Annotated in this window: 23 protein-coding genes and 1 pseudogene; 9 read left to right on the forward strand and 15 right to left on the reverse strand. The window is 71.3% G+C overall.

The window, feature by feature from the left end; all coding sequences use genetic code 11:
* Window positions 1-3: 3 nt before the first annotated feature.
* The 3 genes from ACLJQE_RS28010 to ACLJQE_RS28020 form a co-directional block, all read right to left on the reverse strand.
* The gene (locus ACLJQE_RS28010; RefSeq protein WP_410642377.1) at window positions 4-585 is read right to left on the reverse strand and encodes a hypothetical protein; all 582 of its coding nucleotides are present in this window, start codon (window positions 583-585) and stop codon (window positions 4-6) included.
* Between the two features lie 26 nt (window positions 586-611).
* Window positions 612-1,058: a pyridoxamine 5'-phosphate oxidase family protein gene (locus tag ACLJQE_RS28015; RefSeq protein WP_410642378.1), complete on the reverse strand. Its 447-nt coding sequence runs from the start codon at window positions 1,056-1,058 to the stop codon at window positions 612-614.
* Between the two features lie 239 nt (window positions 1,059-1,297).
* Entirely contained in the window at window positions 1,298-3,061 is a 1,764-nt protein-coding gene (locus ACLJQE_RS28020; RefSeq protein WP_410642380.1) for a family 20 glycosylhydrolase, read from the reverse strand.
* 133 nt (window positions 3,062-3,194) lie between these two features.
* On the opposite strand from ACLJQE_RS28020, the gene ACLJQE_RS28025 reads away from it, so the two are divergent.
* Entirely contained in the window at window positions 3,195-4,244 is a 1,050-nt protein-coding gene (locus ACLJQE_RS28025; RefSeq protein ID WP_410642381.1) for an NAD(P)H-dependent flavin oxidoreductase, read from the forward strand.
* On the opposite strand, the gene ACLJQE_RS28030 is transcribed toward ACLJQE_RS28025, so the two are convergent.
* The 3 genes from ACLJQE_RS28030 to ACLJQE_RS28040 all read right to left on the reverse strand — a co-directional run bounded on the left by ACLJQE_RS28030 (window position 4,241) and on the right by ACLJQE_RS28040 (window position 7,926).
* Window positions 4,241-5,680, reverse strand: a complete 1,440-nt coding sequence (locus tag ACLJQE_RS28030; RefSeq protein WP_410642382.1) for an amino acid permease — start codon at window positions 5,678-5,680, stop codon at window positions 4,241-4,243. The two genes, ACLJQE_RS28025 and ACLJQE_RS28030, sit on opposite strands and share 4 nt — an antisense overlap.
* Before the next feature lie 92 nt (window positions 5,681-5,772).
* Window positions 5,773-6,813, reverse strand: a complete 1,041-nt coding sequence (locus ACLJQE_RS28035; RefSeq protein ID WP_410642383.1) for an alpha/beta hydrolase — start codon at window positions 6,811-6,813, stop codon at window positions 5,773-5,775.
* Between the two features lie 147 nt (window positions 6,814-6,960).
* A complete protein-coding gene (locus ACLJQE_RS28040) occupies window positions 6,961-7,926 on the reverse strand; it encodes a quinone oxidoreductase family protein (RefSeq protein WP_410642384.1) in 966 nt (321 codons plus the stop codon).
* 59 nt (window positions 7,927-7,985) lie between these two features.
* Here ACLJQE_RS28040 and ACLJQE_RS28045 point away from each other — a divergent pair, with 59 nt between their 5' ends.
* From ACLJQE_RS28045 to ACLJQE_RS28055, 3 genes are read left to right on the forward strand one after another with little or no spacing between them, the layout of a single operon-like run.
* Window positions 7,986-8,186 (forward strand): hypothetical protein, encoded by a 201-nt coding sequence (locus ACLJQE_RS28045; RefSeq protein ID WP_086843106.1) that lies wholly within the window; start codon window positions 7,986-7,988, stop codon window positions 8,184-8,186.
* A gap of 11 nt (window positions 8,187-8,197) precedes the next feature.
* Window positions 8,198-8,680 carry a ribonuclease domain-containing protein gene (locus ACLJQE_RS28050; RefSeq protein ID WP_410642385.1) on the forward strand — a complete coding sequence of 161 codons (483 nt, stop codon included), beginning with the start codon at window positions 8,198-8,200 and terminating at the stop codon, window positions 8,678-8,680.
* A complete protein-coding gene (locus tag ACLJQE_RS28055; RefSeq protein WP_410642386.1) occupies window positions 8,677-9,045 on the forward strand; it encodes a barstar family protein in 369 nt (122 codons plus the stop codon). Before ACLJQE_RS28050 ends, ACLJQE_RS28055 begins: the two co-directional genes overlap by 4 nt.
* 93 nt (window positions 9,046-9,138) lie before the next feature.
* Here ACLJQE_RS28055 and ACLJQE_RS28060 read toward each other — a convergent pair whose 3' ends face one another.
* From ACLJQE_RS28060 to ACLJQE_RS28095, 8 genes are all read right to left on the reverse strand, one after another.
* Entirely contained in the window at window positions 9,139-9,912 is a 774-nt protein-coding gene (locus ACLJQE_RS28060; RefSeq protein ID WP_410642387.1) for an enoyl-CoA hydratase family protein, read from the reverse strand.
* 89 nt (window positions 9,913-10,001) lie between these two features.
* Window positions 10,002-10,739 (reverse strand): sirohydrochlorin chelatase, encoded by a 738-nt coding sequence (locus tag ACLJQE_RS28065; RefSeq protein ID WP_410642388.1) that lies wholly within the window; start codon window positions 10,737-10,739, stop codon window positions 10,002-10,004.
* Window positions 10,736-11,998: a sulfate adenylyltransferase subunit 1 gene (locus ACLJQE_RS28070; protein ID WP_410642389.1), complete on the reverse strand. Its 1,263-nt coding sequence runs from the start codon at window positions 11,996-11,998 to the stop codon at window positions 10,736-10,738. The genes ACLJQE_RS28065 and ACLJQE_RS28070 overlap by 4 nt, the downstream gene beginning before the upstream one ends.
* Window positions 11,998-12,918, reverse strand: a complete 921-nt coding sequence (cysD, locus tag ACLJQE_RS28075) for a sulfate adenylyltransferase subunit CysD (RefSeq protein WP_410642390.1) — start codon at window positions 12,916-12,918, stop codon at window positions 11,998-12,000. Before cysD ends, ACLJQE_RS28070 begins: the two co-directional genes overlap by 1 nt.
* 11 nt (window positions 12,919-12,929) lie before the next feature.
* Window positions 12,930-13,625 carry a phosphoadenylyl-sulfate reductase gene (locus ACLJQE_RS28080; protein WP_410642391.1) on the reverse strand — a complete coding sequence of 232 codons (696 nt, stop codon included), beginning with the start codon at window positions 13,623-13,625 and terminating at the stop codon, window positions 12,930-12,932.
* The gene (locus ACLJQE_RS28085; RefSeq protein ID WP_043777745.1) at window positions 13,622-13,771 is read right to left on the reverse strand and encodes a hypothetical protein; all 150 of its coding nucleotides are present in this window, start codon (window positions 13,769-13,771) and stop codon (window positions 13,622-13,624) included. The genes ACLJQE_RS28080 and ACLJQE_RS28085 overlap by 4 nt, the downstream gene beginning before the upstream one ends.
* The gene (locus ACLJQE_RS28090) at window positions 13,768-15,456 is read right to left on the reverse strand and encodes a nitrite/sulfite reductase (protein ID WP_410642392.1); all 1,689 of its coding nucleotides are present in this window, start codon (window positions 15,454-15,456) and stop codon (window positions 13,768-13,770) included. Before ACLJQE_RS28090 ends, ACLJQE_RS28085 begins: the two co-directional genes overlap by 4 nt.
* A 107-nt stretch (window positions 15,457-15,563) precedes the next feature.
* Window positions 15,564-15,698 (reverse strand): putative leader peptide, encoded by a 135-nt coding sequence (locus ACLJQE_RS28095; RefSeq protein ID WP_361103927.1) that lies wholly within the window; start codon window positions 15,696-15,698, stop codon window positions 15,564-15,566.
* A gap of 171 nt (window positions 15,699-15,869) precedes the next feature.
* On the opposite strand from ACLJQE_RS28095, the gene ACLJQE_RS28100 reads away from it, so the two are divergent.
* The 3 genes from ACLJQE_RS28100 to ACLJQE_RS28110 all read left to right on the forward strand — a co-directional run bounded on the left by ACLJQE_RS28100 (window position 15,870) and on the right by ACLJQE_RS28110 (window position 18,607).
* Entirely contained in the window at window positions 15,870-16,286 is a 417-nt protein-coding gene (locus ACLJQE_RS28100) for a VOC family protein (RefSeq protein WP_410642393.1), read from the forward strand.
* A 61-nt stretch (window positions 16,287-16,347) separates the two neighbouring features.
* Entirely contained in the window at window positions 16,348-17,565 is a 1,218-nt protein-coding gene (gene hemW, locus ACLJQE_RS28105; protein ID WP_410642394.1) for a radical SAM family heme chaperone HemW, read from the forward strand.
* A 118-nt stretch (window positions 17,566-17,683) separates the two neighbouring features.
* Entirely contained in the window at window positions 17,684-18,607 is a 924-nt protein-coding gene (locus tag ACLJQE_RS28110) for an NADP-dependent oxidoreductase (RefSeq protein WP_410642395.1), read from the forward strand.
* Here ACLJQE_RS28110 and ACLJQE_RS28115 read toward each other — a convergent pair.
* Window positions 18,604-19,305: a TetR/AcrR family transcriptional regulator gene (locus tag ACLJQE_RS28115; protein WP_410642397.1), complete on the reverse strand. Its 702-nt coding sequence runs from the start codon at window positions 19,303-19,305 to the stop codon at window positions 18,604-18,606. The genes ACLJQE_RS28110 and ACLJQE_RS28115 overlap by 4 nt on opposite strands.
* A gap of 64 nt (window positions 19,306-19,369) precedes the next feature.
* On the opposite strand from ACLJQE_RS28115, the pseudogene ACLJQE_RS28120 reads away from it, so the two are divergent.
* A pseudogene (locus tag ACLJQE_RS28120) lies at window positions 19,370-19,543 on the forward strand (DUF4440 domain-containing protein); the annotation flags it as partial.
* Window positions 19,540-19,827, forward strand: a complete 288-nt coding sequence (locus tag ACLJQE_RS28125; protein ID WP_410642398.1) for a hypothetical protein — start codon at window positions 19,540-19,542, stop codon at window positions 19,825-19,827. The pseudogene ACLJQE_RS28120 and the gene ACLJQE_RS28125, both read left to right, overlap by 4 nt.
* The last annotated feature ends 29 nt before the right edge of the window (window positions 19,828-19,856 follow it).

Below are 19,856 nucleotides of genomic sequence, written 5' to 3' on the forward strand. Positions count from 1 at the left end.
CGGTCAGTAGGACCGGAAGGGGGGTGTGCCGCGGACCTGGGCGTCCAGCTGCCGGTGGCGCAGTTCCTTCCGGAGGCGGTCGAGCATCGCGTCGAACAAGGCCGGGGGCAGGATCGCCGTCTGTTCGAACTGCCTCCGCTGGGGTGGCGACGGTTCGAGCTTGCCGCGTGGCGCGTAACGCTGCACCGAACTCTCGACGCCTCCGCCGGTGACCAGGTCGACCCAGAGGGCGTCGCGCAGGTAGCCGTCACCGAAGCGGGCCGAACGGCGGACGGTCACCTCGGCGATCTCCGGCCAGGGGACCAGGCGCGTGCTGAGCGTGCCCGCGGGCAGGCGGATGCCCTCGTCGCCGACGGTGAGGTCGCGCAGGCCTTCGAAGCCGCGCTTGAGGTCGCGGGCGCGGGAGGCGCGGTAGGCCAGGACCGCGGCGAGCACGGTGGCCGCGTAGGCGCCGCCGATCAGCCACGGCGAGAGGCCGCGCACCAGCCCGGTGGCGAGCGCCGCGCCGAACCCGGCGTCGGCGACGACGAGCAAGCCGACGAGGACCTTGACCGGCGTGGTGACGCGGGGTGGGGACTCAGACAACGGGACGACTCCTGGGGCCGGAGGGGTCAGGGATTGCCGATTATCCGGTCTGCCCGGATGAACACCGCGACCCGCCGCTCTTCGGCCATGACGCGGTCGTACTCGGCCCAGTCGTCGTGGGTACCGGTGGCGGCGATGAAGACGTCACGCAGCAGCTGCGGCAGGCCGGCGGGGTCGAAGGCGGGGTCGGGATCGTCGGGCCCGATGAGGTGGGTGGTCCCGGTGACGGAGAGCCAGTTCCAGCCACGCCGGAAGGTGACGGTGGCGTGCCCGGCCCGCCGCAGCAAGCCGAGCTTGTGCGCCTTCCCGACGGCGACGTAGGCAACACCCGGGGCACCGGTGACCGGATCGTCGAAGACACCGGCGTTGACGACGGAGGCGTGCACGGTGCCGTCCGCCCGCGTCGTGGCCACCGTGGCGAGCCCGTGCTCCTGCAACGACAGGGTGCGAACCTGCTCCAGATCAGCGCTCATACCCCAACCTAACCCGCCGAGCGGGGCGAACGGCCCGAATTCACCGCACGAAGTGAGCGGACAACCGTCCGCACAGGAGGTCGGTGTCCTGCCGAGGCGCGCCGGGCCAGCCGACGACATCCATCCACCCGAGCTCGGCGGGAGTACCGCGGTGCTTGGCACAGACGTGGCACGGCATGACCCAAGGCCAACGAGGCGGAGTAAGCCGGGCCGCAGCAAAGCAGGCCCGGCTCCTCAGCTCAACAAGCGCCGTTGTCGGACCAGACTCCCCACTGGCCCGTTGTCCCCGGCTCCTCGCCCTGCGTCCACCACTTCGCCGTCCACTTGTGGCCGTTGTGGGAGACCACGTTCCCGCCCGTGTACACCTGCGAAGCGCTCCACGCCGGGTCCGTGCACGTGCCCGGGTTCGGGGTCCCGCCCGTGTCCCATGCCACCTGCGACGAGCGGTAGAAGTTGATTCCCTGCGCCACCCATCGGGGTGCCTGGGCGCCCAGGCGGGTCCGGAATGCCGTCCAGTCGTGCGTTGACCACGGGGACCAGCCCAGCTCCGCGTGTGCCGCCAACCGGGGGAACGCCAGGTATTCGATGTCGGCCGGCGTGACCACCGTTTCCGTCCACAGTGGCGACTCGACGCCGCGGACCGCCGACTCGGCCACGCCCGACAGGTACGTCCCCGGGTTCCAGTTGTACGCGTCCTGGACCTCGATGTAGCCCGCCCACGACAAGCCGATGGGCGTCGAGCTGTGGTACTTCATGTCCAGGTACGCCTTGTTCGCCGGCGACAGGATCACCTTGCTGCCGCGGGAAACCGCCGTCGAGACGCCCGCGTCCGACGTGGATGTGCCCCAGAACTGGGGACTTGCCGAAGCCGGCAGGGAAGTCTTCGCGATGTCGTGCCAGCCCACCACCGATTTGCCCGTGGCCGCCACCAGGGGGAGGACCTTGTTCATGAACGTCGCGTAGTCCGCCTGCGAAGTCGCCGATGCTTCGTCGCCGCCGATGTGGAGGTACGGGCCCGGGGTCAAGGCCGCCAGTTCGCGCAGGACGTCCGCGACGAACGTGTACGTGATGTCCTTCGAGATGCACAGCGAGCTGTAGCCGACCGCGATGTCCGTACGCAGAGCAGGCGCCACCCCGTTGCAGTTCAGCTCCGCGTACGACGCCAGTGCCGCGTTCACGTGCCCCGGCATGTCGATCTCCGGGATGATCGTGATGTGCCGTGAAGCCGCGTAGTTCACGATGTCCGTGTACTGCGCCTTCGTGTAGTAACCGCCCGCGCCGCCGCCGACCTGGGTGCTGCCGCCGTACGTCGTCAAGCGAGGCCAGCTGTCGATCTGGATGCGCCAGCCCTGGTCGTCCGACAGGTGCAGGTGCAGGTTGTTGATCTTGTACTGGGCCAGCTGGTCGAGGTACCGCTTGACCGTCGGCACCGGGTGGAAGTGCCGGGCGACGTCGAGCATCGCGCCGCGGTAGGCGAAGCGCGGGTAGTCCACGATCGTCGCCCCCGGGATGCTCCACGGGCCCGGCTGGGCCGTTGGGCTCTCCACGCGGCCCGGCAGCAGCTGCCGCAACGTCTGGACGCCCGCGAAGAGCCCGTCCGCGGTGGCCGCGCGCACGGTGACCGAAGCCGCCGTCGACACCAGCTGGTAGCCCTGCGGGCCGACCGAGGCGGGTGCACCGCTGAGCAGCAGCGCGATGCTGTCCGACGGCACGGACGCCGGCGCGTCGGACACCGGCAGCGCGAAACCGGTCGACGGCCGCAGCACGCCGGCCAGGTAGCCGCCGACCTGCCTGGCCGGCGCCGAACCGGCTTCGGTGACGATCTTCGTGGTCGAGACCAGCGGGAACGCGACGCCGGCCGCCGGGGTCACCGAGACCGGCACCGGCACGATCGACTGCAACGCCGGCGTGGCCGCGGCGGCCAGTGTGAGCTGGGTACTGGCGCCGATCAGGGCCAGCACGGCGAGCGCGCGGCCGAGACGGCGCGCGAACGGTTTCTTCACCGGGGACCTCCTGGCGGGAAGGGCGCGACCTCGCCGTCGCACCTGCCCGGATCGTCGCATTTCCGGCGGCTATGGTCTAGACCAAACCGGGTAGACAACGCTGGGTGGGCAACGCTGGACTACGCTCGGTGGCATGTTCGACGAGCTGACGTTCCCGGTCGTCGCCGCGCCGATGGCGGGCGGGCCCACCACCCCCGAGCTGGTCGCCGCGGTGTCCGAGGCCGGTGGCTTCGGCTTTCTCTCCGCCGGCATGCTCACGCCCGCGGCGCTGACCGCGCAGATCGACCGCACCGCCGAGCTCACCGGGCGGCCGTTCGGCGTCAACCTGTTCGTGCCGCAGCCCGACACCGGCGCCGACATCGGCGCGCACCGCGAGCGGCTCGAGGAGTTCGCCCGCGAGTACGACGTCGAGCTCGGCGAACCCCGGTGGGACGACGACGCCTACCCCGCGAAGCTGGACGTCGTGCTCGAGAAGCGCGTTCCCGTGGTGTCGTTCACCTTCGGCCCGCCCTCGCCCTCGGACGTCCTGCGGCTTCGCGACGCCGGCATCAAGATCGTCAGCACCGTGACCACGCCCGAGGCCGCCCAGCGGGCCGCCGATCTCGGCGCCGACGCGCTCGTCGTCCAGGGCTTCGAAGCCGGCGGGCACCGGGGCCTGTTCACCGACGACCCGCGCCTGCCCGGCGGCGGCGCCGAATACGGCGTCCTCGCGCTCCTGCGGCTCGTCGCCGCCCGGGTCGACCTGCCGCTGATCGCCGCCGGGGGCCTGGTGCACGGGGCCGACGTCGCCGCCGTGCTCGCCGCCGGGGCCGTGGCCGCCCAGCTGGGCACCGTCTTCCTGCGCGCGGACGAAGCCGGGACCTCCGAGGCGCACCGCAAGGCCCTCGCCCTCGCCGAGCGCGAGACGGCGTTCACCCGGGCCTTCAGCGGCCGCCCGGCGCGGGGCCTGGTCAACAAGTTCATGGACGCCCTGTCCGAGGGCGCGCCCGCCGCGTATCCGCAGCTCAACCACCTGGCCGGCCCCGTGCGCAAGGCGTCGGCGAAGGCGGGCGACCCCGAGGCGATCTCGCTGTGGGCGGGGCAGACGTACCCGCTCGCCTACGACGCCTCGGCCGCCGTGATCATCGAGCGGCTGAAGGTCGAGGCGCGCGAAGCCGCCGCGCGCCTCGACCGGATCCGCTAGCCGTCGGTGCGGTTCAGCACCGAGTGCCGGCGGCTGTAGAGGAAGTAGACGATCAGGCCGAGGGCGAACCAGCCGGCGAACCGCAGCCAGGTGGCCGGCTGCAGGAACGTGATCAGCCAGATCGAGAACACGACGCCGATCGCGGGGACCACCGGCATGCCCGGCGTCTTGAACGTCCGCGGCAGGTTCGGCTGCTTGTAGCGCAGCACGATCACCGCGATGCAGACGACGACGAACGCGAGCAGGATGCCGATGTTCGTCAGCTCGGCCGCCTCGCCGATCGGCAGCACCCCGGCGATGATCGCGGACGCCCCGCCGAGGATCCACGTCATCCGGCTCGGCACCTGCCGCGTCGGGTGGGTCTTGCCCAGCCACGGCGGCAGCAGCCCGTCGCGGCTCATCGAGTAGCCGACGCGGGTGGCGCCCATCAGGAACGTGAACAGCACGGTGAGGATGCCGACGATCGCGCCGATCGCGATCACCGTGGCCAGCCCGTCGAGGCCGACCGACTTGAACGCCGTCGAGAAGCCGCTCTTCGGGTCGATCTCGGTGTACTTCTGCATGCCCGTCAGCACCAGGCAGGCCAGCACGTACAGCACCATCGAGATGGCCAGCGAGTACAGGATCGCCTTGGGCATGTGCCGCTGCGCGTCCTTCGACTCCTCGGCCGCGGTGCTCATGGCGTCGTAGCCGAAGACGGCGAAGAACACCGTCGCGGCGCCGGTGACCGCGCCGCCGAAGCCCGCGGGCGCGAACGGCGTGTAGTTGCCGGTCTTGACGTAGAAGAAGCCGACCAGGATGACCACCAGCACGATCAGGACCTTGATCCCGACCATCGCGGTCTCGAACCGGGCGGCGCTGCGGATGCCGCGGTTGAGCAGGTACGCGATCAGCAGGCACAGCAGCATGGCGAACAGGTCGACCTTGTGGCCCGGCCCGGTGCCGGGCGCGCCCAGCATCCACGCGGGCAGGTCGAGGCCGAGCTGGCCGAGCAGGAAGCTGAAGTAGCCGGAGATGCCGATCGCCACCACCGACACGATCGCCGTGTACTCCAGGAGCAGGTCCCAGCCGATGAACCAGCCGACGACCTCGCCGAGCACCGCGTAGCCGTAGGTGTAGGCCGACCCGGCCTTCGGGATCAGGCCGGCGAACTCGGCGTAGGAGAACGCCGCCGCCGCGCTGGCGACCCCGGCGATCAGGAACGAAATCAGCACGGCCGGGCCGACACCCGGGATGCCTGCCGCGTCGTCGCCGTGCGCGACGCTGCCGGCGAGGGCGAAGATCCCGGCGCCGATGATGCCGCCGACGCCGATGGCGGTCAGCTGCCACAGCCCCAGAGTGCGGTTCAGGCCATCTTCGGCCGTGTCCTGGATCTGGTCGATCGGCTTGCGCCGGAAGATGCCGGAGCTCGAGCCCCGGCCTCCTGGAGCGGACATCACGTCTCCCCGAACGGTCGGTGGGAAGGGCCCGGATCACGGACCCTCGCCGGAACCTACCGTCAACCGCGCGTGAAGACAGCGTGAGCGCGTCAGCCCGCCGCGGTGTCCTCGCTGACGGCCTCGGACGCCGTCGCGGCGGCCCGCTTGGCCTGGGTGGTCCGGACCGCGCTCGCGGCGAAGTAGGTGAGCAGCTCCGAGATCTCCACCGGGTCGTCGAGCTGGGGGCAGTGGCCCCAGTCCTCGCGGACCAGCAGCCTGCTGTGCGGCACCAGCGTGTGCAGCTGCCGCCCGGAAGCGGCGGTGACGAGCTTGTCCTTGCCGCACGCGACGACCAGCAGCGGGACCTCGACCGAGTCGAGGCGGTAGGCGTCGGCGAGCTCGGCGACGAGCTGGCGGGCCTCCTCCAGGCGGCTCTTGGTCGCGCGGTAGTCCGGGAAGAGCGCGGTGAAGCGCTGCACCTGCGTCGCGTCGGCCGCGCCGGAGTCGGCGTACAGCAGCCGCGGGACGACCTGCTCGGCGACCTTGCGCACGAGGAACCCCGGCACCGGGACGGGCAGGGACGAGTACAGCCGCAGCGGCAGCGGGTAGCGCGCCACCGTGCGGATCAGCCACGAGTCGACGAACCCCGGCGCGGCGATGGACACGACACCGGAGATCGGCAGCCTGCTGTTCTGCGCCGCACGCAGGCACATGGTGCCGCCGAGGGAGTTGCCGGCCAGCACGACCGAGCCGAGCACGGCCTGTTCGCGGACGACGGCGGTGGTGAACGCGTCGAGCTGCGGCAGCATCGGGCCCGGTCGCAGCGGCTGGGCGTCGCCGAAGCCCGGCAGATCGACCGCGACCGCCGGAATCCCGGCGGCCGCGAGCTGCTCCAAGGCGGGGCGCCAGGTGTCGGCGCTGTCGCAGTAGCCGTGCAGGAGCACCAGGCGCGGTGTGGCGGGCCGGACGTGCGGCGCGGCGGCCCGGCGGCGCAGCGAGCGGCGCGCGGCGGGTTGCTCCGCTTCGGGGGCGCCAACCTCGAGCACACGGGTGCGGACGCCGGCGTAGCGCCGGAAGGAGACCCGGACCGGGTCCTCGTCACTGGGCCGGCCGCCCGGTACCGCCGGCGCGGGCCGCTTCGTCGCGGTCATGACTACAGAATACCCGGCCGGACTTGGATTTTGGTGGAATTTCGGTGCTAACGACCAGGTCTCGAACTGAAGACGTCAAAGAATCACGAGATCTCGGAAGGATCTCCGCACTGGGCGGATCCGGTGATCCGCCCAGGTCACGGCGGTTCAGCGGGTGAAGACGATCTTGCCGGCGGTGTCCCCGTCGAGCATCGCCCGGAACCCCTTTGCTGCGTCGGAAAAAGAAAGTTCCGCGCCGATCTGCGGCCGGATACCGGTCAAATCGAGGTACGCGAGCAGGTCGGCGAGCTCGTCGCGGGTGCCCATGGTCGAGCCGGCGACGCGCAGCTGGAGGAAGAAGACGCGCTGCAGCTCCGCGTTCGCGTCCGGGCCGCTCGTCGAGCCCGAGACCACGATGATCCCGCCCGGCTTGAGCGATTTGACCGAATGCGACCAGGTTGCCTTGCCGACGGTCTCGAACACGGCGTCGACGCGTTCGGGCAGCCGCGCGCCCGATTCGAACGCCTGGTGCGCGCCGAGGCCGGTGGCGAGGGCGCGCTTCTCCTCGGTGCGGCCGGTGACCCAGACCCGGAACCCGGCCGCGCGGCCGAGCTGCACCAGCGCCGTCGAGACGCCGCCGGAGGCACCCTGCACGAGCATCGTCTGTCCCGGCCGCAGCCCGGACTTCACGAACAGCATCCGGTAGGCGGTCAGCCAGGCCGTGCCCATGGTGGCGGCCTCGGCGAAACTGAGCGCCGCGGGCTTCGGGACGACGTTGCGGGCCGGCACGACGACCTGGTCGGCGAAGGTGCCCTGGTGCTTCTCGGTGAGCAGCGTGCGCTTCGGGTCGAGGGTGTCGTCGCCCTGCCAGCCCGGCGCGTTGACCACCGAGTGGAGCACGACCTCGGAGCCGTCGTCGAGGGTGCCCGCGCCGTCGCAGCCGAGGATCATCGGGAACTGCTCCGGCTTGATCCCGACCCCGCGCAGCGTCCAGAGGTCGTGCATGTTCAGGCTGGCCGCCTTGACGTGCACGCGGACCCAGCCGTCGGGCACTTCGGGTTCGGGGCGCTCGCCGACGACGAGCGAGTCCAGCGGGCTGTCGGCGTTGGGTTCCTGCGCGTACACGGCGAACATGCATGGCAACGTACCGCCCCTACGGCGCGACGGCAGCAGAGCGCGCGTAGGCTCACACCGTGTTCAACGGGCTTGCCGACTGGTGGGACGGGGTCGAGCTGTGGCTCGCCCAGGCCTGGTTCCCGGTGCAGTTCGTGCTGGTCATGGTGGTCGTCGTGCCGCTGTGCCTGGCCGCCGCGTGGGTGCTCGACAAGGTCGTCGGGCTCTTCGCCCGCCGGCTGGCTCCGGGGCGTGACGACGACTCCGACGGGTCGGCATAGGCTCGCGCACCATGTTCAACCGAAGGCGGATCACCGCCGCGCTGATCGGGCTCCTCGTGCTGGTGCTGGGAGGCTGGCTGGTCAAGGACGTCGTCAACGGCGGCCCCTCGTCGCCGGGGACCACGTCGCCCTCCCCCTCGGCGAGCGCGCCCGCGACGAGCAGCACGCCCGCCAAGGGCAGCGCCGCCGTGCCGGGCACGGATTCCGGGCTGCCGGTGAAGGCGCTTTCCACGCTGCCGCCGCAGGCCTCGGACACGTGGAAGCTGATCGAGGCGGGCGGCCCGTACCCCTATCCGCGCAACGACGACGTCGTCTTCGAGAACCGCGAGAAGAGATTGCCCCGCAAGCAGTCCGGCTACTACCACGAGTACACGGTGAAGACCCCCGGCAGCGCCGACCGCGGCGCCCGGCGGCTGATCACCGGGCAGGCGCGCGAGCTGTACTACACCGGCGACCACTACGCGTCCTTCGTCGTCGTGGACCCGGCCCGATGAGCGCCGACGAGCAGGCGAAGGCCGCCGCGGAAGAGGCGTTCGCCCGGGGCGCGTACCCGCACCTGGTGAACTCCCGGCCGACCGTCGACAAGACCAGCACGCTCGACGCCTTCGCCGAAGCACTGTCCTTTCCGGACTACTTCGGGCACAACCTCGACGCGCTCTACGACTGCCTGACCGACCTGTCGTGGCTGCCGCCGGGGGAGCACGTGCTGATCTGGCCGGGTTCGGACGCGTTGCGCAAGGCCGAACCCAAGACGTACCTGGCCATCCGCAGCGTGCTTTCGGACGCGCAGCGCGCACTCGGCCCGAGCGGCCGCGGCGCCGGTTCGTGGCGGCTCACGGTCGTGCTGCCGGACGCCTGAGCCCCAAGCGCCCCAAGGTGGCCTTCGGTGCGTTGAACGCACCGAAGGCCACCTTGGGTGCGTTGAGCGCAACCAAGGCCACATTGGGGCGCTTCAGTCCTGCGGGACCCAGTTCGGCTTGCGCTTCTGGGCGAAGGCGAGGATGCCCTCCTGACCTTCCTCGCTCGCAAAGAACTTCGCCGACAGCCCCAGCATCTCCTCGAAGCCGTCCGAGGGCGTGGCCGGGCGGGGACGGCTCAGCAGCGCCTTCGTCTCGGCCAGCGCCTTCGGCCCACCCGCCGCCAGCGCCTTGACGTACCGCGCCACCTCGCCGTCCAGTTCGGACGCCGGGACGGTCGAGTTCAGCAGGCCGATCTCGACCGCCCGGTGCGCGTCGAACGTGTCGCCGGTCAGGAACAGCTCATGGGCCGCGCGGGGGTTGAGCCGCGGGAGGACCGTCAGCGAGATGATCGCCGGCACCACGCCGATGCGGACTTCGGAGAAGGCGAACGTCGCTTCCGGCACCGCCACGGCGATGTCGCACGCCGCCACCATGCCGATGCCGCCCGCCCGCGCCGGGCCCGCCAGGCGCGCCACCACCGGCTTCGGGCTGGTCCACAGCTGCTCGAGGATGCGAGGGAACTCGTTCACGCCCTGGTCGCCCGCGCCGGCGCCGCGGGCCTCCTTGAGGTCCATCCCCGCGCAGAACACCGGTCCGGTGTGGGTCAGCACGATCACGCGCACGGCGTTGTCGGCGGCCGCCTCGGCCAGCGAGCCCGAGAGCTCTCGGCGCAGCTGGGCCGAGAGCGCGTTGCGGTTGTGCGGGGAGTCCAGGGTGATCGTGGCGGTGCCGCCCACCACGTCGTAGTGCACCAGTTCGTCAGCCATGCCGACACCTTCGCACATCCGCCCGGGGTGGCCCGTGTTACGCGGGCCACCCCGCGGGCGGCAAGCCGCCGGAGGGGGCCCGGGACGGGCTACGCGTACTGGCGGAGCAACCCGCTGACCGCGGACGCGTACCGGCTGACCACCACGTCGGCGACGCGCGGGTCGTCGGCCAGCGGCTTCGCGATGAACGCCTTCGGATCCGCCTCGCGGGCCTGCGTCGCGATCCGGTCCGGCAACAGGCCCGGCGCCAGGAACCACGACGCGACGACCAGGTGCCGCGCGCCCCGCGATCGCAACGCCGCCGCCGCGGCGGGGATGTCCGGCTGGGTGGCGGACGCGAACGCCTCGCTCACCGGGACGCCCAGCCGCTCTTCCCAGCGGGAAGCCAGCGAGGCGACGACGGCGTTCGCGGACGCGTTCGACGAGCCGACCGCGCTGACGATCACGCCCGTGTCGCGGCGGTGGGGCGCGGAGGCCAGCCGGTCCAGGGCGACCGCCTCCAACGCGGGGTCGGCGCCCAGCACGTCCGACACCTGCACCCGGAAGCCCGGGCAGTCCCCGGTGACCTCGTCGATCAGCGCCGGGAGGTCGACGCGGGCGTGGAACGCGCTGCCGAGCAGCAGCGGGACGACCACCGCCGTGCGGTGGCCGTCCGCGTAGAGCCTGCGGAGCACGTCGGTGACCCGGGGCTCCGAGAGGTCCAGGAAGGATTCGTGCACCGAAAGGCCCGGTGCCTGGGCGCGCACGACGTCGACGAGCGCCCGCACGGTCGCCGCCGAGCGGGGATCACGACTGCCGTGCGCGACGGCGACCAGGGGAGGCGTCACGAGAAGCGCTCACCCACCAGCCCCGCGGCGAGGGTGTCGCCGTCCTTCGGGTCGATCACCAGGAACGCGCCGGTGCGCGGGCTGACGCCGTAGTCGTCGACGCTCAGCTCCTCGGCCAGGCGCAGGGTGACCAGCCCGATGTCGTTGAGCTCCAGCGTGGCCGGATTGTCCACACTGGACAGCTTCTGCTCGTCGAACCGCGCGTGCAGGTCATCGACCAGCGCCTGGACCGTGCGGGCGCCGTGCTTGACCAGCACGCGCGCGCCCGGCTTCAGCGGCTTGGACGACAGCCAGCACAGCGTGCCGGTGATCTCGTCGGTGACGTGCGGCGGCGCGTCCGCGGCCGCGATCAGGTCGCCGCGGGAGATGTCGATGTCGTCGGTCAGCAGCAGCGTCACCGACGTCCCGGCGCCGGCTTCGTCGAGCGGGCCGTCCGCGGTGTCGATGCGTTCGATGCGGCTGCGGATGCCCTGCGGCAGCACGACGATCTCGTCGCCGGGGCGGACCGTGCCCGCCGCGATCTGCCCCGCGTAGCCGCGGTAGTCCGGATACTCGGGCGTGCGCGGGCGGATCACGTACTGCACCGGGAACCGCAGCGCCTGGTCGTGCGGGTCGGGCGCGACCGGCACGTCCTCCAGGTGCTCCAGCAGGCTGGGCCCGGTGTACCACGGCGTCCGCTCCGAGCGCGTCGCGACGTTGTCGCCCTCCAGCGCCGACACCGGGATCGCGAGCACCGAGCCCTGCGGGTAGCCCAGCGTCTCGGCGTGCGAAGCGAACTCCTTGGCGATCACCGTGAACGTCGCCTCGTCGTAGCCGACCAGGTCGATCTTGTTCACCGCCAGCACCAGCTGCGGCACGCCGAGCAGGGCCAGCACGGCCGCGTGCCGCCGGGTCTGCTCGATCACGCCCTTGCGCGCGTCGACCAGCAGCACGGCCAGCTGCGCGGTGGACGCGCCGGTCACCGTGTTGCGCGTGTACTGCACGTGCCCCGGCGTGTCGGCCAGCACGAACGACCGCTTGGGCGTGGCGAAGTAGCGGTACGCGACGTCGATGGTGATGCCCTGCTCGCGTTCCGAGCGCAGGCCGTCGACGAGCAGCGAGAGGTCCGGTGTGGACAGTCCCTTGTCGACGGACGCGCGCGTGACGGCGTCCAGCTGGTCGGCGAGCACCGACTTGGTGTCGTACAGCAGCCGGCCGACGAGCGTCGACTTGCCGTCGTCGACGCTCCCGGCGGTGGCCAGGCGCAACAGCGAGCTCATCAGAAGTACCCCTCACGCTTGCGGTCTTCCATGGCCGCCTCGGACATCCGGTCGTCGGCGCGGGTGGCGCCGCGCTCGGTGAGCCGCGAAGCCGACACCTCGGCGATGACCTCTTCGACGGTGGCCGCGGTGGATTCGATGGCGCCGGTGCACGAGCCGTCGCCGACGGTCCGGTACCGCACGGTCAGCTCGCGGACCTCTTCGCCCGGCTTGGGGCCGCCCCACGGGCCTTCGGTCAGCAGCATGCCGTCGCGCAGGTACACCTCGCGCTGGTGCGCGTAGTAGATCGACGGCAGCTCGACCTTCTCGCGGGCGATGTAGTTCCAGACGTCGGCCTCGGTCCAGTTGGACAGCGGGAAGACGCGGACCTGCTCGCCAGGGCGGTGCCTGCCGTTGTAGAGGTTCCACAGCTCGGGCCGCTGGCGCCGCGGCTCCCACTGGCCGAAGGCGTTGCGGAGGCTGAAGATCCGCTCCTTCGCCCGGGCCCGTTCCTCGTCCCGGCGGCCGCCGCCGAAGACGGCGTCGAACTTGTTCTCCGAGATGGTGTCGAGCAGCGGCGTGGTCTGCAGCGGGTTGCGCATCCCGTCGGCGCGCTCTTCGAGGCGGCCGTCGTCGATCCAGTCCTGGACCTTCGCGACGACCAGCCGCAGCCCGTGCTGCTCGACGACGCGGTCGCGGAACTCGATCACCTCGTCGAAGTTGTGCCCGGTGTCCACGTGCAGCAGCGGGAACGGCACCGGCGCCGGCCAGAACGCCTTGATCGCCAGGTGCAGCAGCAGCGTCGAGTCCTTGCCGCCGGAGAAGAGGATCACCGGCCGGTCGAACTCGCCCGCCACCTCCCGGAAGATGTGGATGGCCTCGGATTCCAATGCCGCCAAGTTGTCCTGTGCCGCATCGGTCGCGGGCTCCAAGGTTGTCATGCGTCCCTTCCTCAGCCGTGCAGTCCGCACTCGGTCTTGCTCTGCCCGGCCCAGCGGCCGCTGCGCGGGTCCTGCCCCGGCGCGACTTTCGCCGTGCAGGGCGCGCAGCCGATCGAGAGGTAACCGATCGAGACCAGCGGGTTCTCCAGGATCCCGTGCTCGGCGATGTAGGCCTTGAACTCGTCGTCGGTCCACGGCGCGATCGGATTGACCTTCACCAGGCCGTTGCGGTCGTCCCAGGTGACGATCGGGGTGTTCGCGCGGGTCGGGGCGTCGACCCGGCGGACGCCGGTGACCCACGCCGAGTAGCGGGAGAGGGTGTTGCGCAGCGGCACGACCTTGCGCAGGTTGCAGCACAGCGTCGGGTCGCGGTCGTGCAGCTTGGCGCCGTACTCCGCGTCCTGCTCGGCGAGGCTCTGCTCGGCCTGCGCGTTGACGATCTTCACGCCGGGGTAGACCGCCTCGACCGCGTCGCGCGTGCCGATCGTTTCCGGGAAGTGGTAACCGGTCTCCAGGAACAGGACGTCCACCTCGGGCTTGACCTTGGTGGCGAGGTCGATCAGGACGGCGTCCTGCATGTTGGACGCGACGATGAAGTCGTCGCCGAACGTGTCCGCGGTCCAGCGCAGCGCCTCTTCGGCGGTGGCGTCCGCGAGCTCCTTCGAGGCGCGCTCGGCGAGGGTCTTGTAGTCGGCGGTGGCGGTCATCGGGAAACCTCCGGGAGGGACAGGCCGAGGAACTTGACCGAGAAAACCCGGCGACAGCCGGAACAAAGCCAGCCGCCGTTCTCTTCCGGCCTGAGATCCTCGTCGCCGCAGTAGGGGCAGTAGAACGGCGTTGCTCGTTCGGTCACTGGAGGGCACTTTCCTCGGCGCGCGCCGCCCACTGCGGGAACCGTTCGCCCGGCTCGCGCCCGGTGACGTAGTTGCGCACGACGCGCTCGACGTACCCGGTCAGCTCGCCCGAAGTCACCTTGTGCCCGCGCAGCTTCCGGCCGAACCCGGCGTCGAGGCCGAGCCCGCCGCCGAGGTGCACCTGGAAGCCTTCGACCTGCTTGCCGTCGGCGTCGGTGACGATCTGGCCCTTGAGGCCGATGTCCGCGGTCTGGATCCGCGCGCAGGAGTTGGGGCAGCCGTTGAGGTGCACGGTGACCGGCGTGTCGAGGCCGTCCTGGATGTCGGCGAGGGACTTCTCGAGGTCGGCGACGAGCTGCTGCGCGCGGGCCTTCGTCTCGACGATGGCGAGCTTGCAGAACTCCAGCCCGGTGCAGGCCATCACGCCGCGCCGCCACGGCGACGGCTTGGTCTCCAGCCCCAGCTCGGCCAGCTCGGCGGAAAGGGTAGCGACCTGGGCCTCGGGGACGTCGAGCACGACGAGCTTCTGCTGCGGGGTGAGCCGCACGCGGCTCGATCCGGCGCGTTCGGCGGCCTTGGCGACGGCGACGAGCGTGCCGCCGGACGAGCGGCCGGCGATCGGCGCCGCGCCGACGTAGAACTTGCCGTCGACCTGCGGGTGCACGCCGACGTGGTCGATCGGGACGGCCGGGTCGACCGGTGGCGGGCCGTCGATCAGCTCGCGCTTGAGGTACTCGTCCTGCAGGATCTGCCGGAACTTCGCCGCGCCCCAGTCCTTGACCAGGAACTTGATCCGGGCCCGCGAGCGCAGCCGCCGGTAGCCGTAGTCGCGGAAGATCGAGATGATGCCTTCCCAGACGTCCGGGACCTCGTCCAGCGGCACCCAGGCGCCGAGGCGCTGCCCGAGCATCGGGTTGGTCGACAGGCCGCCGCCGACCCAGACGTCGAAGCCGGGGCCGTGCTCGGGGTGGTCGACGCCGACGAAGGCCACGTCGTGGATCTCGTGGGCGACGTCGGACTGGCCGGAAATCGCGGTCTTGAACTTGCGCGGCAGGTTGGCGAACTCGGGCTTGCCGATGTAGCGGCGCTTGATCTCGTCGATCGCCGGGGTGCCGTCGATGACCTCGGCCGCGGCGATCCCCGCGACCGGCGAGCCGAGGATGACACGCGGGCTGTCACCGCACGCCTCCATCGTCGTCATGCCGGCGTTTTCCAGCTTGGCCCAGATCGTCGGCACGTCTTCGACCCGGATCCAGTGGTACTGGATGTTCTGCCGGTCGGTGATGTCGGCCGTGTCGCGCGCGTACTGCTGCGAGATCTCGCCGAGCACGGTGAGCTGGTCGGTGGTGAGCGCGCCGCCGTCGAGCCGGACCCGCAGCATGAAGTAGCGGTCGTCGAGCTCTTCGGGTTCGAGCGTGGCCGTGCGGCCGCCGTCGATCCCCGGCTTGCGCTGGGTGTAGAGGCCGAACCAGCGGAACCGGCCCCGCAGGTCGCCCGGGTCGATCGCGTCGAACCCGCGGTGGGCGTAGATGTTCTCGATGCGCGCCCGCACGTTGAGCGGGTGGTCGTCTTTCTTGGACCGCTCGTTCGGGTTCAGCGGCTCGCGGTAACCGAGCGCCCACTGCCCTTCGCCGCGCTTCTGCTTGGCGCGCGCGGGGCGGGCTGGGGTTTGGGGCGTGGCCATGGCGGCGTCCTCCGAGGGCGTTTCGTGGCGGCGGAGGACCACCGGCTCGCGGGTTTTCCTCCGGCGCCGTCTGTCCAGATTCGTGGCAGGTGGTGGCGATCGGTGAGTCAGCGAACGGGTACGCAGAGGGCGCTGGCGACCCGCAGGAGGTCGACGTGGCGGCGGGCCACGAGGAGAACACCGGCATGAGTCACGGCGTCAGCGTGCCACGCGTCCACAATGTGGTCCAGCGCTGCCCGCATGGTGGGAGAAGGGTCACTCGCCTGGGAGAACGCGGGCGTTACCGGCCCCAGGACCAGGGCGTTCGGGCTCGATCGCGCAATGTCAACTGCTCGCGGGAACCCTCTTGCGCCCGGCAAACCACTCTGGTTATAGTACTACAGACACAGTGCTTTGAAGGAGAGGAACCGGGGATGCAGGTCAAGGGTTTCGGGGCGGGTTACCTGGTCGACGACATCGCGGCGACCACCCGCTTCTACGCGGACGTCATCGGCCTGCCGGTCACCGTCGAGCTCGACTGGTTCGCCAGCGTCAACGCCGGCGCACCGGGCTACGAGATCAGCTTCGTGCAGCGCGGCCACGAGTCGGTGCCGCCCGCCTACCGCGCGCAGGAGACGGCCGGGCTGATGTTCGGGCTCGTCGTCGAAGACGCTCGCGCCGAGGCGAAACGGCTGGAAGAGGCGGGTGTCGAGCTGGTCGTCCCGGTCGTCGACGAGGTCTACGGGCAGCGGCACTTCTACGTCGCGGATCCGAACGGCGTGCTGCTCGACGTCATCGAGATGATCCCGGTCGACCCGGACTGGGCGGCGGCCAACCTCCCCGCGTCGTAACAGGTGTTCACCCGATCGGCCTCTTGGCGCGACCGAGCGTGGCGGGGTGGACAATCCAGGGGTGCCCCAGCTGCGTCCCGACCCCGTCACCCCGATCGATCCGGCGTTGCCGGAAAACGCGCTGAAGGGGCTCGGCGGCAGAGCGTTCGGGGTGTACGTGCACGTCCCGTTCTGCGCCACGCGCTGCGGGTACTGCGACTTCAACACCTACACCGCGGGTGAGCTCGACACCGGTTCGTCGCCGGAGTCCTGGCTCGAAGGGCTGCGCCGCGAACTGGAGCTCGCCGCGCGCGTGCTCGTCGTGCCGCCCGCCGCCGACACCGTGTTCGTCGGCGGCGGCACGCCGTCGCTGCTGGGGCCGGACGGGCTGCGCTCGGTGCTCGACGCCGTCCGCGACGTCTTCGGGCTGGCGCCCGGGGCCGAGGTGACGACCGAGTCGAACCCGGAGTCGACCTCGCCGGAGTTCTTCGCCGGGATCCGCGAAGCCGGCTACACACGCGTGTCGCTGGGCATGCAGTCGGCCGCGCCGCACGTGCTGAAGATCCTCGACCGCGTGCACACCCCGGGCCGTCCGGGGAAGGCCGCCGCCGAAGCGCGCGCGGCCGGGTTCGAGCACGTGAACCTCGACGTGATCTACGGCACGCCGGGCGAACGCGCCGACGATCTGCGCGCGACGCTCGACGCCGTGCTGGCCGCCGGCGTCGACCACGTCTCGGCGTACGCGCTGATCGTCGAAGAAGGCACCGCACTGGCCCGCCGGGTCCGCCGCGGCGAGCTGCCCGCGCCGGACGACGACGTGCTGGCGGCGGACTACGAGATGATCGACGCCACCCTGTCCTCGGCGGGTCTGCGCTGGTACGAGGTGTCGAACTGGGCGGCATCGGACGCGGCGCGGTGCCGCCACAACCTCGGCTACTGGCGGGGTGACGACTGGTGGGGTGCCGGTCCGGGCGCGCACAGCCACGTCGGCGGGGTGCGCTGGTGGAACGTCAAGCACCCGGCGCGCTACGCCGCACTGCTGGCCGAGGGGCATTCGCCCGCGGGCGGGCGCGAAGTGCTCACCGACGACGACCAGCACCTCGAGCGGATCATGCTCGAGCTGCGCGTCGCCGAAGGGCTGCCGCTCGACGCGCTCGACGAGCCCGGGCTGGCCGAGGCGCGCGCGGCCGCGGCCGAGGGCCTGCTCGATCCGTCCGCGCTGGACTCCCGCGGCCGCGCGGTGCTCACCGACCGCGGACGGCTGCTGGCCGACGGGGTGGTCCGGCGGCTCGCGGGCTGAGCCCGCGGCATGCCGAGCCGGCATGCCGAGCCGGCATGCCGAGCCGGCATGCTGAGCTGGCATAAAACGGCGGGGCCGGTGGTTGCTTGTATTCAGCAACGACTTTCGAGGAGGCCTCATGGCGCGCGCGATCAGGTTCGACGAGTACGGCGACGTGGAGGTCCTCCGGGTCGAGGACGTCCCCCGCCCGGTGCCGGGACCGGGTCAGGTGCTCGTCGAGGTGCGTGCCGCCGGGATCAACCCGGGCGAGGCCGCCATCCGGCAGGGCTTCCTGCACGAGCACTTCCCGGCGACCTTCCCGTCGGGGCAGGGCAGCGACTTCGCCGGGGTGGTCGTGTCGCTCGGCGAAGGCGTCTCAGGCGTCGCAGTGGGCGACGAGGTGATCGGGTTCGTCGACACGCGGTCGAGCCACGCCGAGTTCGTCGTCGCGGAGGCGTCGAACCTCACGCCGCGGCCCGACGGGGTGCCGTGGGAGGTCGCCGGCTCGCTGTTCGTCGCCGGCACCACCGCGTACGCCGCGGTGGGCGCGGTGTGCCCGCGCGAAGGGGAGACGGTCGTCGTGTCGGGCGCGGCGGGCGGCGTGGGCTCGCTCGCGGTGCAGCTGGCGAAGCTGGCCGGCGCCACGGTGATCGGCCTGGCCGGCGAAGCGAACCACGAGTGGCTGCGTGAGCTCGGCGTCATCCCGGTCTCCTACGGCGAGGGGGTGCTGGAGCGGATCCGCGAAGCCGCGCCGTCCGGCGTCGTGCACGCGTTCGTCGACACCTTCGGCTCCGGGTACGTGGAACTGGCGCTGCACCTGGGGATCCACCCCGGGCGGATCAACACGATCATCGACTTCGCGGCGGGGGAGAAGTACAACGTGAAGACCGACGGCAACGCGGCCGGGGCGTCGGCCGACGTGCTGCGCGAGCTGGGCCTGCTGCTGGACAAGGGCTTGCTGACCCTGCCGATCGCCCGCGTCTACCCGCTGGACGAGGTCCGGGACGCCTACCGCGAGCTGGAGCGGCGGCACACGCGCGGCAAGATCGTGCTGCGGCCCTAGTCCTTCGCCAGCGCTTTCAGCCCGGCGAGGAACGCCTCGAGCGCGAACTCGAGGCGTTCCGCCGCCGTCTCCGCGGAGAAGAACTCGCCGACGTGCAGCATGTTGGGGAACGATTCGGCGGGCAGTGACTGCATGTACGCCACCATCTGCCTGCCGCGTTCACCCGCTTGGGTCTGGTCGATCTCGCCCCAGGTCCAGCTGCTCGCTTCGTAGGCGTACGCCTTCGCGTAGAGGGAAAGGGCGTCGCCCGCGAAGGTCGCCTGCTTGAGGGTCAACCCGCCCGCGCGAAGCAGGGCGAGCATGGCCTCGCCCTGCTTCAGCGAGTTGGGCGTGACCGGCACGGCGATGTCCCACGCGATGCGCGCGAGCCCGCGGTGCGCGGCCATCACCCGGATCTGGTCGCGGACGAGATCCTTGACCTGCTCGGCCCAGCGCGCCGGGTCCGGCTCGGGGACCAGCACGTCGGCGAGCGCGGCGTCGAGCATCAGCTCCGCCAGTTCGTCCTTGTTCGAGACGTGCGCGTAGAGCGACGCGGGCCCGGTCTCCAGTTCCTGGGCGATCCGCCGCATGGTGACCGCGTCGAACCCCTCCTCGTCCAAGACGATCAAGGCCGCTCGCACGATCGAGGCCTGGGAAAGAACGGGTTTCGCGGCACGGCGGCGGGGAGCGCTGCGCCACGGTGGCGGAGGAACGGTCACCCGAACACTGTACTTGACGCGAACGGCGTTCGAGAGTAGAACGGTGTTTGTAAGACGAACAGTGTTCGAAGGCCGGGAGGTGATCGAGAGTTCGCACCGTGCGCTGTTCGAGGGACCGCTCAAGGGGTCGAAGCTCACCGGGGCGCTCGGTGGGGTGGCGAAGGTGCTCGTCCGGGAGGAGGGTGAATGGCTGATCACCGCGTTCCAGAACACGCGGGTTTCGGATCCGCGCGGGTGAAAACGCTTGCGGAGGCGTCAGGGGTCGTCGCGCGGCCGCCCGCGGAGGTGTTCGAGCGGCTGCGGCGCCGGCTTGCCGGAGGCGGTCACCCGATGCGGATGGACGTCGACCGCGAGCGGGGGTTCGTCGCGGTGCAGGGTGGCTGGTGGTACCGCGGGGAGTACCGCGTCACGGCCGATCCGGCGGGGTCGCGCGTCGAGCACCGGGTGGTGAACGCGGCTTCCCGTGGGCGGTGGGGCGTGCCGCTCGCCAACCGGTTCTTCGTCGGCTTTCGAGGGGAGTGACTGCCGGGTTCGCGGCGTTGCTCGAAGAA

It is taken from the genome of Amycolatopsis sp. lyj-346 (assembly GCF_046548975.1).
GTDB lineage: Bacteria > Actinomycetota > Actinomycetes > Mycobacteriales > Pseudonocardiaceae > Amycolatopsis.

What these genes read in the sequence shown, in the direction of transcription:
- ACLJQE_RS28070 (WP_410642389.1), bottom strand. Translation starts at nt 11,998, where the DNA reads ATGAGCTCGCTGTTGCGCCTGGCCACCGCCGGGAGCGTCGACGACGGC.
- ACLJQE_RS28030 (WP_410642382.1), bottom strand. Translation starts at nt 5,680, where the DNA reads ATGTCCGCTCCAGGAGGCCGGGGCTCGAGCTCCGGCATCTTCCGGCGC.
- ACLJQE_RS28095 (WP_361103927.1), bottom strand. Translation starts at nt 15,698, where the DNA reads ATGCGGGCAGCGCTGGACCACATTGTGGACGCGTGGCACGCTGACGCC.
- ACLJQE_RS28080 (WP_410642391.1), bottom strand. Translation starts at nt 13,625, where the DNA reads ATGACCGCCACCGCCGACTACAAGACCCTCGCCGAGCGCGCCTCGAAG.
- ACLJQE_RS28015 (WP_410642378.1), bottom strand. Translation starts at nt 1,058, where the DNA reads ATGAGCGCTGATCTGGAGCAGGTTCGCACCCTGTCGTTGCAGGAGCAC.
- ACLJQE_RS28050 (WP_410642385.1), top strand. Translation starts at nt 8,198, where the DNA reads ATGTTCAACCGAAGGCGGATCACCGCCGCGCTGATCGGGCTCCTCGTG.
- ACLJQE_RS28055 (WP_410642386.1), top strand. Translation starts at nt 8,677, where the DNA reads ATGAGCGCCGACGAGCAGGCGAAGGCCGCCGCGGAAGAGGCGTTCGCC.
- ACLJQE_RS28100 (WP_410642393.1), top strand. Translation starts at nt 15,870, where the DNA reads ATGCAGGTCAAGGGTTTCGGGGCGGGTTACCTGGTCGACGACATCGCG.
- cysD (WP_410642390.1), bottom strand. Translation starts at nt 12,918, where the DNA reads ATGACAACCTTGGAGCCCGCGACCGATGCGGCACAGGACAACTTGGCG.
- ACLJQE_RS28025 (WP_410642381.1), top strand. Translation starts at nt 3,195, where the DNA reads ATGTTCGACGAGCTGACGTTCCCGGTCGTCGCCGCGCCGATGGCGGGC.
- ACLJQE_RS28060 (WP_410642387.1), bottom strand. Translation starts at nt 9,912, where the DNA reads ATGGCTGACGAACTGGTGCACTACGACGTGGTGGGCGGCACCGCCACG.
- ACLJQE_RS28090 (WP_410642392.1), bottom strand. Translation starts at nt 15,456, where the DNA reads ATGGCCACGCCCCAAACCCCAGCCCGCCCCGCGCGCGCCAAGCAGAAG.
- ACLJQE_RS28035 (WP_410642383.1), bottom strand. Translation starts at nt 6,813, where the DNA reads ATGACCGCGACGAAGCGGCCCGCGCCGGCGGTACCGGGCGGCCGGCCC.
- ACLJQE_RS28040 (WP_410642384.1), bottom strand. Translation starts at nt 7,926, where the DNA reads ATGTTCGCCGTGTACGCGCAGGAACCCAACGCCGACAGCCCGCTGGAC.
- ACLJQE_RS28110 (WP_410642395.1), top strand. Translation starts at nt 17,684, where the DNA reads ATGGCGCGCGCGATCAGGTTCGACGAGTACGGCGACGTGGAGGTCCTC.